The sequence below is a fragment of the Dyadobacter sp. HNCC25DJ184 genome (genome assembly GCF_056895215.1).
This window is the reverse complement of the sequence record NZ_JBXHAQ010000004.1, coordinates 244,581-260,529: the sequence shown is the minus strand read 5'-3', so window position 1 is coordinate 260,529 and position 15,949 is coordinate 244,581. Positions and strand designations below refer to the sequence as shown.

Annotated in this window: 19 protein-coding genes; 11 read left to right on the top strand and 8 right to left on the bottom strand. The window is 42.3% G+C overall.

Annotated features, from left to right (window positions below; all coding sequences use genetic code 11):
- Positions 1-26: 26 nt before the first annotated feature.
- Positions 27-893 (bottom strand): Rossmann-fold NAD(P)-binding domain-containing protein, encoded by an 867-nt coding sequence (locus AC1XUD_RS08070; RefSeq protein ID WP_483360462.1) that lies wholly within the window; start codon positions 891-893, stop codon positions 27-29.
- Positions 894-908: 15 nt separating this feature from the next.
- Here AC1XUD_RS08070 and AC1XUD_RS08065 point away from each other — a divergent pair, with 15 nt between their 5' ends.
- Both AC1XUD_RS08065 and AC1XUD_RS08060 read left to right on the top strand, forming a co-directional pair.
- Positions 909-1,913, top strand: a complete 1,005-nt coding sequence (locus tag AC1XUD_RS08065) for a gliding motility protein GldB-related protein (protein ID WP_483360461.1) — start codon at positions 909-911, stop codon at positions 1,911-1,913.
- A 62-nt stretch (positions 1,914-1,975) separates the two neighbouring features.
- Positions 1,976-3,061, top strand: a complete 1,086-nt coding sequence (locus AC1XUD_RS08060) for a complex I subunit 1/NuoH family protein (protein ID WP_483360460.1) — start codon at positions 1,976-1,978, stop codon at positions 3,059-3,061.
- Here the strand turns inward: AC1XUD_RS08060 and AC1XUD_RS08055 are convergent, their stop codons facing one another.
- Genes AC1XUD_RS08055 through AC1XUD_RS08045 form a run of 3 tightly spaced genes read right to left on the bottom strand, consistent with a single transcriptional unit; the run spans position 3,062 to position 5,425 of the window.
- The gene (locus AC1XUD_RS08055; RefSeq protein ID WP_483360459.1) at positions 3,062-3,511 is read right to left on the bottom strand and encodes a YEATS domain-containing protein; all 450 of its coding nucleotides are present in this window, start codon (positions 3,509-3,511) and stop codon (positions 3,062-3,064) included.
- A gap of 56 nt (positions 3,512-3,567) precedes the next feature.
- Positions 3,568-4,779 carry an ABC transporter permease gene (locus tag AC1XUD_RS08050; RefSeq protein ID WP_483360458.1) on the bottom strand — a complete coding sequence of 404 codons (1,212 nt, stop codon included), beginning with the start codon at positions 4,777-4,779 and terminating at the stop codon, positions 3,568-3,570.
- 19 nt (positions 4,780-4,798) lie between these two features.
- Positions 4,799-5,425: an ABC transporter ATP-binding protein gene (locus AC1XUD_RS08045; RefSeq protein WP_483360457.1), complete on the bottom strand. Its 627-nt coding sequence runs from the start codon at positions 5,423-5,425 to the stop codon at positions 4,799-4,801.
- Between the two features lie 162 nt (positions 5,426-5,587).
- Here AC1XUD_RS08045 and AC1XUD_RS08040 point away from each other — a divergent pair, with 162 nt between their 5' ends.
- From AC1XUD_RS08040 to AC1XUD_RS08020, 5 genes are all read left to right on the top strand, one after another.
- Positions 5,588-6,697 carry a DUF6089 family protein gene (locus AC1XUD_RS08040; protein ID WP_483360456.1) on the top strand — a complete coding sequence of 370 codons (1,110 nt, stop codon included), beginning with the start codon at positions 5,588-5,590 and terminating at the stop codon, positions 6,695-6,697.
- 34 nt (positions 6,698-6,731) lie between these two features.
- Entirely contained in the window at positions 6,732-7,412 is a 681-nt protein-coding gene (gene porG / locus AC1XUD_RS08035; RefSeq protein ID WP_483360455.1) for a type IX secretion system protein PorG, read from the top strand.
- Between the two features lie 54 nt (positions 7,413-7,466).
- Positions 7,467-8,009, top strand: a complete 543-nt coding sequence (locus tag AC1XUD_RS08030; protein ID WP_483360454.1) for a DUF2911 domain-containing protein — start codon at positions 7,467-7,469, stop codon at positions 8,007-8,009.
- Positions 8,010-8,028: 19 nt separating this feature from the next.
- Positions 8,029-8,919 carry a trypsin-like peptidase domain-containing protein gene (locus tag AC1XUD_RS08025; protein ID WP_483360453.1) on the top strand — a complete coding sequence of 297 codons (891 nt, stop codon included), beginning with the start codon at positions 8,029-8,031 and terminating at the stop codon, positions 8,917-8,919.
- Between the two features lie 80 nt (positions 8,920-8,999).
- Positions 9,000-9,821, top strand: coding sequence for a phytanoyl-CoA dioxygenase family protein (locus AC1XUD_RS08020; RefSeq protein WP_483360452.1), 822 nt, complete (start codon positions 9,000-9,002; stop codon positions 9,819-9,821).
- 8 nt (positions 9,822-9,829) lie between these two features.
- On the opposite strand, the gene AC1XUD_RS08015 is transcribed toward AC1XUD_RS08020, so the two are convergent.
- A complete protein-coding gene (locus AC1XUD_RS08015) occupies positions 9,830-10,525 on the bottom strand; it encodes a YjjG family noncanonical pyrimidine nucleotidase (protein ID WP_483360451.1) in 696 nt (231 codons plus the stop codon).
- 380 nt (positions 10,526-10,905) lie between these two features.
- Here AC1XUD_RS08015 and AC1XUD_RS08010 point away from each other — a divergent pair, with 380 nt between their 5' ends.
- The 4 genes from AC1XUD_RS08010 to AC1XUD_RS07995 all read left to right on the top strand — a co-directional run bounded on the left by AC1XUD_RS08010 (position 10,906) and on the right by AC1XUD_RS07995 (position 13,441).
- Positions 10,906-11,505, top strand: coding sequence for an RNA polymerase sigma factor (locus AC1XUD_RS08010; RefSeq protein ID WP_483360450.1), 600 nt, complete (start codon positions 10,906-10,908; stop codon positions 11,503-11,505).
- Positions 11,480-11,725: a hypothetical protein gene (locus AC1XUD_RS08005; protein WP_483360449.1), complete on the top strand. Its 246-nt coding sequence runs from the start codon at positions 11,480-11,482 to the stop codon at positions 11,723-11,725. Before AC1XUD_RS08010 ends, AC1XUD_RS08005 begins: the two co-directional genes overlap by 26 nt.
- Before the next feature lie 122 nt (positions 11,726-11,847).
- Positions 11,848-12,534, top strand: a complete 687-nt coding sequence (gene nth / locus AC1XUD_RS08000) for an endonuclease III (protein ID WP_483360448.1) — start codon at positions 11,848-11,850, stop codon at positions 12,532-12,534.
- A gap of 43 nt (positions 12,535-12,577) precedes the next feature.
- The gene (locus tag AC1XUD_RS07995) at positions 12,578-13,441 is read left to right on the top strand and encodes an FKBP-type peptidyl-prolyl cis-trans isomerase (protein WP_483360447.1); all 864 of its coding nucleotides are present in this window, start codon (positions 12,578-12,580) and stop codon (positions 13,439-13,441) included.
- 52 nt (positions 13,442-13,493) lie between these two features.
- Here AC1XUD_RS07995 and AC1XUD_RS07990 read toward each other — a convergent pair whose 3' ends face one another.
- The 3 genes from AC1XUD_RS07990 to AC1XUD_RS07980 are packed head-to-tail and all read right to left on the bottom strand — an operon-like array spanning position 13,494 to position 15,880.
- On the bottom strand, positions 13,494-14,639 hold the full coding sequence (locus AC1XUD_RS07990; protein ID WP_483360446.1) for a DegT/DnrJ/EryC1/StrS family aminotransferase: 1,146 nt from the start codon (positions 14,637-14,639) through the stop codon (positions 13,494-13,496).
- A 29-nt stretch (positions 14,640-14,668) separates the two neighbouring features.
- On the bottom strand, positions 14,669-15,244 hold the full coding sequence (locus AC1XUD_RS07985; protein WP_483360445.1) for an acetyltransferase: 576 nt from the start codon (positions 15,242-15,244) through the stop codon (positions 14,669-14,671).
- Positions 15,245-15,280: 36 nt separating this feature from the next.
- Positions 15,281-15,880, bottom strand: a complete 600-nt coding sequence (locus tag AC1XUD_RS07980; RefSeq protein WP_483360444.1) for a sugar transferase — start codon at positions 15,878-15,880, stop codon at positions 15,281-15,283.
- Between the last annotated feature and the right edge of the window lie 69 nt (positions 15,881-15,949).

The following is a 15,949-nucleotide window of genomic DNA, read 5'->3' as shown; positions in this document are numbered from 1 at the left end:
GGCTGGTTCAAACCAGCCGGCTTTGTTTATTCAGGTTGGTAAAAGAAATCCAAAGGATTAGCATATTTAAAAGTAGGGCTGTAATAGATATCCAACTTTTCGCCGGATATAACCTTAAAACCCTCCGGCGTCTCCGGTTCCTTGAAAGTAGGGGCTTCCCAATCGAAGTCTTCACAGTTTTTAATATAGACTTCTCTTCGTGTTGGATGCAGTGGAGCAACCACGTTGAAGGTTTCCGACTGAACGCCATGTCGGATAATATGACATATGATATCAACCGCGTCGTCGCGATGGATGTAATTGACAGGAATTTCTCCTGAGGTTAAATCCTTTTTTCCTTTCACATACCTCCCGGGAATTCGTTGATAACCAAGTAAGCCAGCCAGGCGCAATACGGAGGTCCTGATTCTTGGACCCAAAGATTGAATATGATTTTCTGCAAGCACCATATCTGCCAAAGGTGATTGGCCAGGTTCGGTGACATCGGATTCGGTTAAGATTATATCAGAGTTGGGGTATACTCCTGTCGAACTGATATGTATAACTTCTTTAATATCAGATTGTTGAATAAAAGGTAAGGTTCGGTATATGGCTTTTGAATAAAACCCATCCTCATTATGCTGACTTCGCGGTGGGACTGCGATAACTAACAAATCCGTATCGAAAAAATCTTTGATCTTCTCATCATCGAGCGAATAATCCTTGCGAAGATCAATCAAAAACGGCTCAATTCCGGCGATATTAAATTTCTCGATATTGGTGAGCGTAGTGGTACTTCCTTTCACAATGTTTGAAATATCTTCCGCAATTAAACGTTGAGCAAGCGGAAAACCCAGCCAGCCGCAGCCCAATATGCTGACGCGTTTTTTTTGTAAGTTTGAAGCCTTGATCATTAACAGATCCTTTTGATGTTTAGAATAATATCCTTCCTTTTGCTGACAGGCGTGATTTGCTCGTGCAGCAAGACGAACAATCGCGAAGATAAAGAGACTTCGTTGCCGAAAATAGAGCTTTCTGCTGAAAATCTGGATGAAAAACTATTTGCGGCGAAATCGGTTAAAGATGTTCAGGACATCCTGGATCAGAATCCATATTTAAAGACCTCATATTTCACTGACTTTCCCGGTGAGCCTGCTAAGCTAGCTCCGCATCTTTTCAACGTGCTTCAGAACGAGGCATTCCGGGCATTTGGTGGCCAGGTCGATTCAATTATTGGGGACAGAAAGACTGCTATACTCAATCCACTGGCAGATGCGTTCAAGAATATTCAACAAAAATATCCTTCCTTTAAAATCCCGAAAGTCAAGTTCATTATGACTGGATTTACAGGAAATGATCTACTTATCACTGATTCTTTGATTGTTATTGGTCTGGACTATTTTGGCGGCCCTACGGCGCGTTTCAGGCCCAATGTGTTTGATTATCAGCTTCGACGATATCAAAAGGAATATATCGTGCCGTCGGTTGTGTTTTTTATTTCGGGTAGATACAACAAAATGATTCCGGGCGATAAAACACTTTTGGCGGACATAATCGGTTACGGGAAAAGCTTTGAATTCGTTAGACAAATCATCCCTGCCTGCCCTGATAGTTTGATTACAGGATATTCGACGGATAATTTGAGAAGGACGTATAATAGCCAGAAGGAGATATGGGGCTATTTTATTTCCAATAAGTTGCTGTACGAAAAGAACGACCTAAAAAAACAAAAATATATCGGAGAACGGCCATTTACTGTTGAAATTGGAAATGAAGTTCCGGGAGGGATTGGTCGCTGGGTAGGATGGAGGATTGTAAACGTGTACGTTGCCAAGCATCCTGATGTGACGTTACAACAGCTGATGGCAATGGATAATGCAGTGAATTTATTTGAGGAGTCGGGATATAATGGCGAAAAGGACGAAGAGGATTAAGTTTTTAACTACTTTTGTCTTAATCCATATTTTGGTTTGACGCTCAGCATTTTTTGAATTTAATGACCTTCACGCTTCTTTTCTTCCTGTTGGCAGTGCCAGGCTTTGTTGTAGTCGGTGTATATCTCGAGCGTAAAGTTTCGGCTTTTATTCAGGATAGGATGGGCCCAATGGAAGTGGGTAAGTGGGGTCTTTTGCAGCTTTTCGCCGACTTATTGAAGCTTCTTCAAAAGGAGGATATCGTACCGAAGGCAGCAGACAGAAGGTTGTTTCTAATCGCGCCAATTGTTGTCTTCATATCTGTTTTTGCTGGGTTCGCAGTGGTGCCACTTGCGCCAGATCTGGGTGGCTCGGCTGCGTCTGTCGGGGTTTTTTTCTTGCTAACCATAGTCTCCGTTGACGTGATGGGTCTCCTGATGGCAGGCTGGGGATCCAATAATAAATATGCTCTTTACGGTGCCATGCGCGCTGTCGCGCAAATTGTAAGCTATGAAATACCATTGGGACTTTCTATTCTTTGCGTAATCATGTTGACGCAAACGCTTGATTTGCAGGTTATCAGCTTTCAGCAAGGTATATATAGCACCGACAGTACTTATCTCTTCAATATCAAAAGATGGGGAGTAGATGTTCGTGAAATCGGCGGCTTTTTGTCGTGGAATATATTTAGAAATCCGTTTCTGTTTTTTGCATATATCATCTTCTTTATCGCCACGCTGGCCGAATGTAACCGTGCACCTTTTGATTTGCCGGAAGGTGAATCAGAACTTGTAGCAGGTTTTCATACCGAATATTCGGGCATGAGATGGGCTTTGTTTATGCTTTCTGAATATGGTTTAATGTTGCTGGTCTCGCTTCTCGGAGCTATTCTTTTTCTGGGAAGCTGGAATACGCCTTTTCCCAATATCGGTCCCGTAAAATTGGCAGACTGGACAAGTGGAGCACCCGGTACCTGGTTCGGTTATTTTACCGGAGCTATATGGCTTCTTGGAAAAGCGCTGACAGGAGTTCTAGTCCAGATGTGGGCCAGATGGACACTGCCGCGTCTGCGCGTGGATCAGTTGATGTATTTGGGATGGAAAGTATTGACTCCGGTGGGATTGGTTTTGTTCTTCGTATCCGGAGTCTGGAGGTTATTGGGGGTCTGATTATTCCGCAATCTCTGCGTCGTCCAGAATGTAATTCATTTTGTATATATCATCCGCATTCAGCTGCAGTGTTCCGGTGAACGTTAAGCGTTCATCAGTTTTAAATTTTCGTGCTTTCTTTTTGAAATTCAGCGTCATTACAGTTTCAGGTCCGGCACCGCCACAAAAGAAACAGGCGCTGAAAGGAAAAGCAGAAAGCACATATAGATTGGCATCCAGATCCACTGGCAACACATAACCCGTAATACTTACCGGTTGATTCTTCAGCTTCTGAACGCTTGGCCCAAAGGTCGGGTGCAGCATATATATCGACTCTTCAGGATACCATTTTTTCTTGAACGTCACATCCCGAAGGGTCTCCCAAGTTACTTTAACCGGGGCCGACGCCGGAGTGAAAGCCAGTAAAGAACCTAGCGTAATAACTGATAGGAATATGCGAAATGCTTTCATGAATTCTACTTTTCTTTAATACTGAGTTTAAGAATCTTACAAATTTAGGCAGAATATCATTCCTCTGCCAATGTTCGGGATATATTAAGCCGGTAGATACCCATTGATGGAATGAGCGCAGCCAGAATTCCAACCAATATAGCAGCTGCAAACAGGTATATCTCTTCAGGTAATAGCGACATATTGCTTAGGGAATAATGGAAGTCCTGTTCTGCTGCCCGGGAAAAAAGAAAAAGTCCGATACGGCCCATTAAAACGCCGAGTAGATATCCTGTAATAGCCAAAATAATCCCTTCGAGCAGCAGCATGAAGAACAATTTAGTTCGGGTAGCCCCCATCGATACCATCAATGCCATTTCGTATTTTCTGTCTTTCAGAGAGTTATACAGCGATATGAAAACACTGATCCCCGCGATACTGATAATAATGAGTGCCAATGCCTGCAAGGTTTCCACTCCAACGCCAAGCAAGGAAAACAAACGATTAATCTCAATGCTCGGCAAGGCTGCCTGCATGGAAGTATTCTGATTAATTTGCCGCGGTAAGGCTAACAATCCCATTGGATTTCTGAACTGGATTAACGCGCTGGTTACTTCTTTTTCATGCTCTTCATGCCCTGCCTCTTCTTCTGGGTGAGCTGTGGCAACTTCTTTGTGTTCGTGAATATCCCAAACACTTTCCAGGCTGGTGATGATTAACTGGTCAACCACCGAGCCGTTGGGCTTGAAAACTCCTGTTACTTTATATTTTTTTTCACCATGCGTATCGCCCTCCGCATCAAGGCCATGTGAGCTCGCAAAAGTATCACCAACTTTTAGACCCGAGTTCCGGGCGACTTTACTACCAATCGTAACTTCCATTGGCGACTGGAACAATGTGCCCGATTGAATCTTCGCCTGAAAATGCTGAATGTAAGAAGGTTGAGTTCCCAGTATCCGAAATCCGTGATAGTTATCACCCATGGAAAGCGGTATAATCGTTTTCACGAAAGGGTTCATTTTTAATCTTGAAACTTCCGCCAGAGGGATATTACCAGTCGGTGCATCGATCTGGTATATGCTGCTCAATATGAGCTGTAAAGGACTTCCTTTGGCACCCACTACCATGTCGATGCCTTTAATATTCTTTCTGAACTGTTCGTCGAGCTGCTTATTAAGCAAAAGCAGCAATGAGATCATGCCTATCCCGAGTGTCAGCAAGAGGACACTTAAAAAACTATTAAGCTTCTTTTCTTTAAGGTTTGCAATACTTATTTTTAAAATATTCATGGTGTTGACGGCCTGTTGCTTAAAGGAAAATTTGGTTGGGAAAAACATCTTTCAGTCGCTGATCGTGTGTAACGACCAATAAACTTGCCCCGATTGCGGCAGATTCTGTCCGTAACAAATCAATTACTTTGTAGCAATTGGAATCATCTAAGCTTGAGGTAGGTTCGTCGGCCAGTATAACACGCGGCGTATTCATGAGAGCCCTTGCAATACTTACCCGCTGCTGCTCTCCCTGACTTAATCGGGAGGGCTTTTTATTCAGGTGTTCTGTAAATCCCAAATGATCGGCCAGATATTCAACTTTCGATTTGTTCAATGATTGTCCTGCGAGGTAATTGGAAAGATACAGATTGTCTTTAACCGTCAAAGAGCTGACAAAATGGGCTTTTTGATATATAATTCCGATGTTTTTAGCTCTTTCCTTTACGACCTCCGATGGGGATGCGTTTGTGGTGTTCGTTTGATCAATCAGAATATTCCCGCTGGCAGGTTTAAGTAACAGTGCAAGTAAGTGCAGCAAAGTAGTTTTTCCTTTTCCCGACTGACCCAAGATGAGCAGTGTTTCATTGTCGGCGCAGTTGATATCAGGGAAATTGAAATTTTTCTGAGAAGAATATGAAAAAGTAAGGTTTGTTGCCGAGATCATTGTCATGAATTTACTTGCTGCACAATGATAACGAACTTTGACAAAAATAGTATCATTTGTCCGAAGACGTAAGATCGACCTCTGAAAAAATAACTTTTAGGAAATAAGGCACTCTTATATACCTTGCAGGCGTATCTTAAAAAGTTAATAGGATACAAATAAATGAAAAGGAATTACGTTGAATGGAAGATAGATTGGTTGGAATTGAACAACTATTTTATTTTTGCAAAAAAAATGGATGCGAAGATGTTTATAAAATCAGAAGGGAGAAGGGTATTTCAATGTTTGAAATTACTGACGATTTTCGCCCTTGCAGGGCTGTCGGAATCTGCACACGCACAGTATAAAAGTATTTTTATCCCATACTCGACTGTGGGGTTTGGCATAGGTACCTCCAATTACTACGGAGACATGGCACCATACCGTCGACCGATCGCTTCCACTTTCAAGATGATGAGGTGGAACATAAGTGCTAATTATACAAGATATTTCACCCCAAGATTGGGGGCCAGAGCGTCATTCACATGGGCCAGAATTGCGGGGGACGATTTCACGATGAATGACGATGATAAACATCAATCCAATATTTTATTTGCCCGAAATCTTCAGTTCAGAAATGACCTAAAGGAGTTTTCGTTACAAGGGATATTTAAATTAACACCCGATGGACGGAGTTATGATCGCCGGCCGCAAATGGGAGCATATTTGTTTGGAGGTATTGCTTTGGTAGCGCATAATCCGAAGGCATTGTATGTCGATCTTGATACGGGCGATAAAAACTGGGTAAAGCTGCAATCTCTGGGAACGGAGGGGCAGGGAAACCCGGGATATGCAAAACCATATTCTCTTGTTCAGTTAGCTATTCCTGTTGGCGTAGGGGTACGATATAAAATCAATTCAAAAATTGATGTATCGGCGGAGTTAGGCTTTAGATTTACTTTTACAGACTATTTGGATGACGTATCCGGATCATACGCCGATCCCGCGCTTTTCACGGACGATCCTGTGGCATTCGCCCTTAGCAACAGGACGCAGGAAAGAGTGAGTGCAAGAAAGGGCAAAGACAGAACTCCCGGCGTAGCGAGTTTCCTTGCCGTCAATTACCCTGGAACGGATACATCAGATCCCTTTACAGCTTTGGCAAATACAGGATTTGGAGGCGCTGGAACGTACCGAGGTAATAATCCATCAGTAAACGACGCTTATCTGTTCGGAACGATTTCCGTCCATTATATGCTCCCCTCTCAAATAAAATGTCCCCCGTTGAAATAGATGAATATTACTATTGGAAAAGGTATTTGTTAAAATGATTGCAGGCCAAAGGGCTGTAATTCTTTGTTTTGGAATTCTCTTTACGATTTCAGGTTTACAAAATGTAAACGCTCAGAAAGTTGAGTTGGGGGTTGGTCTCGGTGGCTTCAATTACAATGGAGATATCGCTCCTTCGTTTCAGTTTAGAAATATCAAGCCGGGCGGTAGCTTGTTCTTCCGATATAATTTCAACAGTGCGTTTACAGTGCGGGCCGAAATTGCTGGTGGACTGGTGGGAGCGAAAGATAGTAATAGCAAAGACCCATATCAGCTTCAAAGAAACCTCGGTTTTCGTACGAGAATTTTTGAGGGGAGCGCAGTGGCTGAATATAACTTCCTCGATTTTAAAGAAAGGCGCTTTGCAGTAAACTGGACACCTTATGTTTTCGGGGGAATAGGTTTGATGAAATTCACGCCTGATGTAATTACAGGTTCATATAAAACCAATGCACTTGTGTTGCCTTACGGTGTCGGTATCAAGTATCAGATAAAACGACCTTGGGGTATCGGCCTTGAATATGGTACGAGAAAGGCATTCACAGACTATATTGATAACCTCGGTGGTGAACCAACGTCGACTAATAAGGCATTACAAGGTAATCCCGCTTTGACTGACAAATATTATTATATACGCTTTTCGTTAACGTATACTTTTTATAAAATTTTCTGCCCTTGATTCACAGTCAGGGCGCAACAATTTAACATCCTTAATCCTCTCGCTGGTCGGTTCATGAATAAATATTTACGTTTCTTTTTTATTGCTGCTGTTGTTATCGCACTTGCTTTCTATGGAGTCAGGCGATATACCAAGTCTTTCAGTCGTGAATCGCATGCCGAATTTAAAAATGAGGATTTCGATGTGAAGGTTGATTATAGCAGGCCGAAAAAGAAGAATCGATTCATTTTTGGGCGAGAGCAGGATAAGGCGGTTGTCCCCTACGGAAAAGTTTGGCGGACAGGAGCTAACGAGGCTACCGTCATCGAGATCAATAATAATGTTGTTTTTGCTGGAAAACCGCTGCCTGCCGGCACATACTCTCTTTGGACAATTCCTGGTCAGGGGAGTTGGGAGGTAATTTTAAACTCCGAAACGGGGCAATGGGGTACTGATTATAATGATGGAAAAAATATCATGAAAAGTGAAGTTTCCATCAGAGTCAGGAAGACCATCCAGGAGTTTTTTCTCATCTATTTTGAAAAAACAGAGGGAGGCGCCAATATGATTTTAAGTTGGGATCAGACTGAAGCCGTAGTTCCGATCAACGCGAAATAACATATCCCTGCACTACGATATGTTTGTCGAAGCAATTGAAAAAGTTGATCAGTTTACCTGGCCCGTACATTTTGTGCTCCGCTATTATAATGGAAGTGATATTATTCCGGGGACCGCCACATTATTTTTTGTAAACGAGGATGGGTTTGCGATTACTTGCAGACACGTTGCACAGCAAATTTTGCATGCCAACCGAATATATGAGCATTTTCTAAAATTCCAGGCCGAATTAAGGCCATTTGAGCGTGACCCGGGATTCCATTCCCAAAGGCAGAAGCTTGAGGTGAAATATAAGCTCAATGCTGAAACTGTCATTCGCGTAATAACCAATTTTAACAATTGTGTAACCGCTCATAAATCCCTTTCTATACACCTGCACCCGTCTCAGGATTTGGCGATCATTCAGTTCAAAGATTTTGACAACATTAATTATCGGGGCTATGCGACCTTTTTGAAGGACTCGAGTCTAATCAAACCGGGAAGATATCTTTGTAGGTTGGGCTATCCCTTCCCCGAATTCACAAACTACCATTTTAATAAAGAGCGCAACGATATTGAATGGACAGGGAAGGGAAGGGTCAATACACCAAGTTTTCCGATTGATGGAATTATTACCCGTAGAATTGGTGAAGGAAATCAAATAGTGGGAATCGAAATGAGTACGCCTGGGCTTAGAGGTCAGAGCGGCGGGCCACTGTTTGACCCTAACGGAATTGTATATGGAATGCAAAGTGCCACGAGACACCTGCATTTGGGTTTCGATCAGGTCAATCGGGAAGTTATTACAGATGGGCAGCGGAAGAGAGTGTCCAATTACCCTTTTCTGAATGTGGGCCAGTGCGTTCACGTGGATATTATCAAACAATTTCTGAAGGAGAAAAAGGTGCCGTTTCGGGAGGCGAATCTTTGAACGGATGTCTTTGTGTGAAAATCCCCGATAGGTAGGTTTAGGGAAACAGGTACTTTAGTGCTTCATAACACTTTAGAAATATGGAAAAATTGCTGCACAGTTTCGAGGATCAACTTTCCGAAGAATATCAAATCACCCAGGAAAATATCTCGTTTTTTAACGAGAACGGGTATATCAAGCTGAAAAATGTATTAAGTCCCGAAGTATTGAAGTACTACGGAGATATTATTACTGATCTCGTTTTCAAGCTGAATAAACTTGAAAAGCCAATGGAAGAAAGAACGACTTATGAAAAGGCGTTTCTTCAGATCATGAATCTGTGGCGAGAAGATGAAGAGGCGAAGACTTTTGTTTTTTCAAAAAAACTGGCAAAAATTGCCGCGGATTTACTGGAAGTTCAGGCAGTGAGACTCTACCACGACCAGGCATTATATAAAGAATCAGCAGGCGGTATTACTCCATGGCATGCAGATCAGTTTTACTGGCCACTCTCATCTCCCAAAACCGTCACCGTCTGGATTCCACTTCAGGATACACGTCTGGAAATGGGACCATTGGCGTTTGCTGAAAAAAGTCACACCGTTGAAATTGGCAGAGATGTTGAAATTAGTGATGAAAGCGAAGCCCTCATGGCCCAACAATTAACCCAGTTTGAGATCAACGAAGAACCCTTTGATTTGGGCGAAGTCAGTTTTCATACCGGTTGGCTGTTTCACAGAGCAGGTGCGAATAGATCAGGTCAGCCAAGAAAGGTCATGACGATGATATATATAGATGCAGATCAAAAAATCACGGCTCCCAGAAATTCTTACCAACAGGCAGACTGGGAAACATGGCTACTTTCGAAGGAAGTTGGAACCACACCTGATAGTGAACTTAATCCTGTCTTGTTCAGCTATTAAGTCTACAACTACAGAATGCACATTAACTCGTTGAGATGTTGTATGTTATAGTCTGGCTTCTCATCAAATTTCAGATTTGCCGGATTATAATATACCGCGGCGATCCCAGCTTTCCGCGCGCCTTCTACGTCCGCAACCCAGTTGTCGCCTACCATGATGGATGACTCTTTGCTGGCATTGGCAATCCGCAGCGCATATTCGAAAATCTTGGGATCCGGCTTTTTTGCGTTGGCAATTTCATTGGTTACCACATTCACAAAAAAATGTCCGATACCCGAGGCAGCGATTTTTCGTGACTGCACTTCCGTGAAGCCGTTTGTGATAATATGCATGATATACCCTTTGTTGGAGAGATATTCCAAAACATCCATGGCGCCATCCAGAAGGTATTTTTTTGTTGGCAAAATCTGAAGATATACTTCGTTAAGATGCAGGTGGTTGTCCGGACATTCAATTCCCAACTCTTCAAATACCAATCGGAAACGGTTTTCTCTTATGTAGGCATGCGGTACATGGCCCAAATCGAAAGCAGCCCAAAGGCCATTGTTGATTCTTTTGAAAGTATCGATAAAACGGACTGCGCTGGCAATCCCGTGCTTCTCCAGTGACCAAGCATAGTAAATCTCGTCAAGAGACTCCGTGGAGTTTTTTTCGAAATCCCAAAGTGTGTGGTCAAGGTCAAAAAAAATGTGCTTGTATTTCATTCTTGTAATATTACTAAATGATCATCAGGTATTCAAAACCGAGAATTAAACCCCGGATTAAACAATTTTTAGACGTTTTTAATCTAGTTTGACGTAAATTACGTATCTGGATATATTTAGTTCTATAAATTGTAGCGATATGAATATAATATTTGGTCGACATCCCGAGATGAACTATTATTATGTTTTGTTGTTAACATCTGTTAATGTGATACAATAAAGAAAAAAAAGCGATCAGAACATTTGCAAATGAAAATGCAAACCTATTTCTTTGATTCGTATAATTCTTTTTGACAAGGATTTTTGAACTTTTACGCTTTAAAAAGAAAGGAGAAACAATATCGATACACTGCTCTACGTTAACTAAATCGAATAGTAAAATGGAGAAAGTCCTGGTTAGTGACAGTGAGCTAGTTGCATTGTATATTCAGGGTAATGAGAAAGCATTTGAGAAGCTTGTTCAGCGCCATAAGTCAAGAATTTATACCACTATTTACCTGATTGTAAAGGATCAATATGTTGCAGAGGACCTGTTGCAGGATTCTTTCATAAAAGCAGTTGATACAATAAAATCAGGCAGGTATAACGACGAGGGCAAGTTTTTGCCCTGGATTATACGAATTGCACACAACCTCGCCATTGATTATTTCAGACGTGATAAGCGCTACCCCAATGTAGTGTTCGAAGATGGAAGCAGTGTATTTAATACGTTGGATTTTGCGGAGGATTCCGTAGAGTCGATCCAAATTCGGCAGGAGACACATGAACAGCTTAGGGAGATGATCCAGAGGCTGCCTGATGTGCAAAAGCAGGTCTTGATCATGCGCCATTATGAGGACATGAGCTTTCAGGAAATTGCTGATGCCACCGGCGTGAGTATCAATACGGCATTGGGAAGAATGCGTTACGCGTTAATTAACCTGCGTAAGCAATTCAACCAACATGCCCCGCAATATGACAAGAACTTTTACTTACGATGACGTTGTTAGGTACCTTTATTCTGAGACAACAGAAAATGAGAATCTGTTAATTATCGAAGCCCTTTCGCTCGATGACGATTTGATGAGCTTCTACCTTGATTCTGTAAATTTAAAGAGTCAAATGAGCAAAATTGTAAAAACACCTTCGGAAAGAGCCGTTTCTGGAATTTTGAAATACTCTGAAGAATACGATAAGGTCGCACAAGCACTTTCTTATTAATAAAAATTGGGGCAATATAAACTATGGTTTATGTTGCCCCAATTTTTTCTCTATCCAAATTTGCCGACCATCTGCAATTTGGTGATCTTTGATGCATAGGTGAGGAAGACCTTATTATAACTATGCTATTAAAAGAGAGGTACTTTCGGTTTCTGGAATATTTTACCGTTAATTTTCCAGAACCGGAAACAGAATTACACTACGAAAATCCGTATCAATTACTTGTGGCCGTCGTCCTTTCCGCGCAATGCACGGACAAGAGAGTCAACATCGTAACGCCCCCCCTTTTTGAACGATATCCTGATCCGGAGGCTTTGGCTCTTTCAACTTCCGACGAAGTTTTTACTTACATCCGATCCATTTCATATCCAAATAATAAAGCTAAACATCTGGTTGGCCTGGGGAGAATGTTGGTCGAAGATTTCAATTCCGAAATTCCTGCATCGATCGAAGAACTGCAAAAACTCCCGGGCGTCGGTCGTAAGACAGCCAATGTTATTGCTTCTGTGGTTTTTAACCAGCCAGCTATGGCTGTTGATACACATGTCTTTCGAGTTTCCCATCGTTTGGGTCTTGTATCAAAAAAGGCTACCACGCCTTTGGCCGTTGAAAAAGAGCTTATGAAACATGTGCCTACTGACCTGGTCCCCAAGGCGCATCACTGGCTCATTTTACATGGGCGTTATATTTGTTTGGCACGAACCCCACGTTGTAGTGTTTGCCCTTTAACATCTTTCTGTAAGTATTACCAGAATATTAAAATGAAGGAAATTGCAGGAGCGATTACAACCAATTCGAAGAAGAAATAGTCAGGTATAAAAGAGATTGTTACCCATTAATTATTATTTAAAGATGAAGCGTAAGTTTTTATTATTTGGTCTTGTAACGGCTATCGCAGCCGGCATGTCATCTTGCTTGAAGACGGAAGAGAATCGTGATGAAGAAATGATTGCCAAGAATGAGACCGATATTCAGGCATTTATCAGCAAGGATGTTCAGGGAACGGAAGCGCAGCGGGATTCGAGCGGATTTTACTACATCAACAGAGTGCCAAATCCAAGTGCTCAAAAAGCAAAGGATGGTGATGCAGCAACTATTAAATTTACTGGCTACCTGCTAGACGGCACAAAGGTGGTTTCTTATAAGGACGATTCTTCTTTTACATTTCCAGTCGGTGTGTATCGGGCAATCGGAGTGACTGCGATGGAGCTTGCGGTAAGAAAAATGCGGGTGGGAGAGAAATATACAATTCTGTCTCCATTTTATCTGGCATTTGAAAATCGCTCAGATTATAACAACATTCCTGCATATGCTCCAATGCGATTTGAGGTTCAAATGTTGAAAACCCGGACAGAACCCCAGCAAATTGACGATTTTATAACAAAAAAACAGTTTGTTGTTTCCGAGAGGAGTTCTGATGATCTTGTAATTATAAGAACGAATACTGTTATCGGAGATACCTTGGGAGTGGGCAAATCTGTCAGCGTCAAGTATATTGGCAAGTTGCTAAATGATACCAAGTTTGATGAAGGTGTGTATCCGATGACGACTGGAACCAACTCAGCGATCCCTGGGTTTGACCGCGCAGTTCGTAGAATGAGAAAAGGCGAAAAGGCGATCGTCGTATTCCCCTCAAAATTGGGATACAAATCAACAGGATCCGGAGATAAAATCGGTCCCTATGCTCCATTACAATTCGAACTGGAAATTCAATAAACTAAATTGATATATTGAGAAAGCTCCTGTTGCGGAAATCGACAGGAGCTTTTTATTTGTTCACGGTTGATACCAGGTGTGAAATTCGGTGCAGATCCTCAGAAGTCAGGTTTGAGCCGGATGGCAGGCAAAGGCCGTTCAGAAACAATGTCTCGGCTAAATTTCCCCCGTAGTATTGTGCGTCTTTAAAAACTGGTTGCAAATGCATCGGTTTCCATATTGGCCTGGATTCAATGTTGTGTTCATTGAGTTTGACTCTTATTTTGTCGGATGATATTCCATTAGATATCTTTGGATCAACAGTCACAGCCGTCAGCCAGCGATTAGAGAAGGATCCTTCCGGCTCGTTTTGAAAGGTAATTCCGGGCAAGTGTTTAAGTAAATCATGGTAGTATTGGAAATTCATTCGCCGGCTTTTTACCCTCTCTTCTATTACTTCCAACTGTCCACGCCCGATCCCCGCGCAAACATTGCTCATGCGATAGTTGTATCCGATTTGTGAATGCTCATAATGCGGGGCTTCGTCTCTGGCTTGTGTGGCCAGGAATTTAGCTTTTACAATATTTTCTGTTGAGGGAGAGAGTAGCGCGCCGCCCCCGGATGTGGTTATGATTTTGTTTCCGTTAAACGACAATATGCTGAATGCCCCAAAGGAACCCGTTAATCTGGCTTTGTATTTTGAACCCAAGGATTCCGCTGCATCTTCGATTACGGTAACGCCATATTTTTCACAAATACCCGATATCTCATCCATCCGAGCGGGCATGCCGTATAGGTGAACCAATATCAACGCCTTTGGCTTCTTACCCTTTTTTCCCAAATCTTTGATTGCAACTTCCAGGGTGTCCGGACAGATATTCCAGGTAGATGTCTCACTGTCAACAAATACAGGAATTGCACCTTGATAAATGATAGGATTCGCGCTGGCAGAGAATGTCAAAGACTGGCACAACACGATGTCGTCTTTGCCTATACCTGAGAGAATTAGAGCAAGATGCAGCGCGGCCGTGCCGGAAGACAGGGCGGCCACATGAACGCCTCCGCCTATATATTCACTGATTTCTTTTTCGAAATTATCCACATTTGGTCCCAGCGGAGCGATCCAGTTGGTGTCAAAAGCTTCGTGAACATATTGTAGTTCACGCCCGCTCATATGAGGCGGAGAGAGCCATATGCGTTTGTTGTCCGGAATTTCCAAATGCCGCTGTGTTAAGATTGTTGATGATTTTAACTCATTCCCTTCACTAATATGCCATCAGGGATATTATGTTTAATAACACTCCCGGCGGATATGACGCAGTTGCTTCCAATTGTAATATTAGGAACAATCACACTTCCCGCTCCGATGAGCGTTCCTGCTCCAATTGTCACGTTACCACACAATATCACTCCCGGTGCAATATGGGCAAAGTCTCCTATTTTACATTCATGATCCACAGATGCCATCGTGTTGATAATCACATGCTTACCTAATATGGTCTCGGCTTGAACTACCGCACGATGCATGATGACCGTTCCTTCGCCTACGGAAACCGTTTCGTCTACCAAAGCGGATGGATGCGTGACTATTCCGAATGGATGGAAGACGGTCTTACTTATATTCTCCCGAAGACGATTGTCGCCAATAGCGATAATCAATTTCTGGTTTGGGAATAAGTCATCGCGATATTGGCCTGAAAGCGTAATTCCTGATAAGATCATTTTTGAAGGATCATCGTCAAAAATGGCAGTGACCGATACACCCATATCTCGCAAACAGCTGATAATTACCTTTGCGTGACCACTGGCTCCATACAGAATCATACGTGCTTGGAATTTAATAATATCATTGTGCGAAGGTTATCCCATGAATTTTTCCATAGGAATGCCTTCGCTTGAATTTACCTGATCTCTACGTAATATTTTTGAAAATGTTCGAAAAATGATTTTTAAATCGGTCGAGAAAGAGATGTGCTCAATATACCAAAGATCCAATTGGAATTTTTCATGCCAGGATATACTGTTCCTGCCATTGATTTGCGCGTATCCGGTTATACCGGGTTTGACTGAATGTCTGAGTCTTTCACTAGAATTGTATCGTGGCAGGTATTCAACCAACAGTGGACGCGGGCCCACCAGGCTCATATCTCCTTTCAATACATTCCAAAGCTGAGGAATTTCGTCAAGCGAAGTTTTCCGGAGGAAGCTGCCGAATCCAGTCAATCGTTCCGCATCGCTCAGAAGATTTCCGGATTTGTCTTTCCGATCCGTCATGGTTTTGAATTTGAACAAAATGAATATTTTTTCGTTCAGGCCCGGACGGGGTTGTCGGAAAAGGGGATTATTTCCGGTTTTAACCCAGATTAATATGAAGATTAGCAAAAATATGGGCAGTAATAAAAAGACTCCGATTAAGGACAGAACTAAGTCAAAACTCCTCTTTCCAAACTTTTTATACATAGCGGTTTATTTAATCCTGATATGACATCCGATCTCCATTTAACTATGAAGTTTAAAAAAATCCGCTGA

Excerpts from the sequence above, each read along its gene's own strand:
- AC1XUD_RS08020 (WP_483360452.1), top strand. The coding sequence starts at position 9,000 with ATGGAAAAATTGCTGCACAGTTTCGAGGATCAACTTTCCGAAGAATAT.
- AC1XUD_RS08070 (WP_483360462.1), bottom strand. The coding sequence starts at position 893 with ATGATCAAGGCTTCAAACTTACAAAAAAAACGCGTCAGCATATTGGGC.
- AC1XUD_RS08055 (WP_483360459.1), bottom strand. The coding sequence starts at position 3,511 with ATGAAAGCATTTCGCATATTCCTATCAGTTATTACGCTAGGTTCTTTA.
- AC1XUD_RS08060 (WP_483360460.1), top strand. The coding sequence starts at position 1,976 with ATGACCTTCACGCTTCTTTTCTTCCTGTTGGCAGTGCCAGGCTTTGTT.
- AC1XUD_RS07985 (WP_483360445.1), bottom strand. The coding sequence starts at position 15,244 with ATGATTCTGTATGGAGCCAGTGGTCACGCAAAGGTAATTATCAGCTGT.
- AC1XUD_RS08030 (WP_483360454.1), top strand. The coding sequence starts at position 7,467 with ATGAATAAATATTTACGTTTCTTTTTTATTGCTGCTGTTGTTATCGCA.
- AC1XUD_RS08040 (WP_483360456.1), top strand. The coding sequence starts at position 5,588 with ATGAAAAGGAATTACGTTGAATGGAAGATAGATTGGTTGGAATTGAAC.
- AC1XUD_RS08045 (WP_483360457.1), bottom strand. The coding sequence starts at position 5,425 with ATGATCTCGGCAACAAACCTTACTTTTTCATATTCTTCTCAGAAAAAT.
- AC1XUD_RS08010 (WP_483360450.1), top strand. The coding sequence starts at position 10,906 with ATGGAGAAAGTCCTGGTTAGTGACAGTGAGCTAGTTGCATTGTATATT.
- porG (WP_483360455.1), top strand. The coding sequence starts at position 6,732 with ATGATTGCAGGCCAAAGGGCTGTAATTCTTTGTTTTGGAATTCTCTTT.
- AC1XUD_RS08025 (WP_483360453.1), top strand. The coding sequence starts at position 8,029 with ATGTTTGTCGAAGCAATTGAAAAAGTTGATCAGTTTACCTGGCCCGTA.
- AC1XUD_RS08015 (WP_483360451.1), bottom strand. The coding sequence starts at position 10,525 with ATGAAATACAAGCACATTTTTTTTGACCTTGACCACACACTTTGGGAT.
- nth (WP_483360448.1), top strand. The coding sequence starts at position 11,848 with ATGCTATTAAAAGAGAGGTACTTTCGGTTTCTGGAATATTTTACCGTT.
- AC1XUD_RS08050 (WP_483360458.1), bottom strand. The coding sequence starts at position 4,779 with ATGAATATTTTAAAAATAAGTATTGCAAACCTTAAAGAAAAGAAGCTT.
- AC1XUD_RS08065 (WP_483360461.1), top strand. The coding sequence starts at position 909 with ATGTTTAGAATAATATCCTTCCTTTTGCTGACAGGCGTGATTTGCTCG.
- AC1XUD_RS08005 (WP_483360449.1), top strand. The coding sequence starts at position 11,480 with ATGACAAGAACTTTTACTTACGATGACGTTGTTAGGTACCTTTATTCT.
- AC1XUD_RS07995 (WP_483360447.1), top strand. The coding sequence starts at position 12,578 with ATGAAGCGTAAGTTTTTATTATTTGGTCTTGTAACGGCTATCGCAGCC.
- AC1XUD_RS07980 (WP_483360444.1), bottom strand. The coding sequence starts at position 15,880 with ATGTATAAAAAGTTTGGAAAGAGGAGTTTTGACTTAGTTCTGTCCTTA.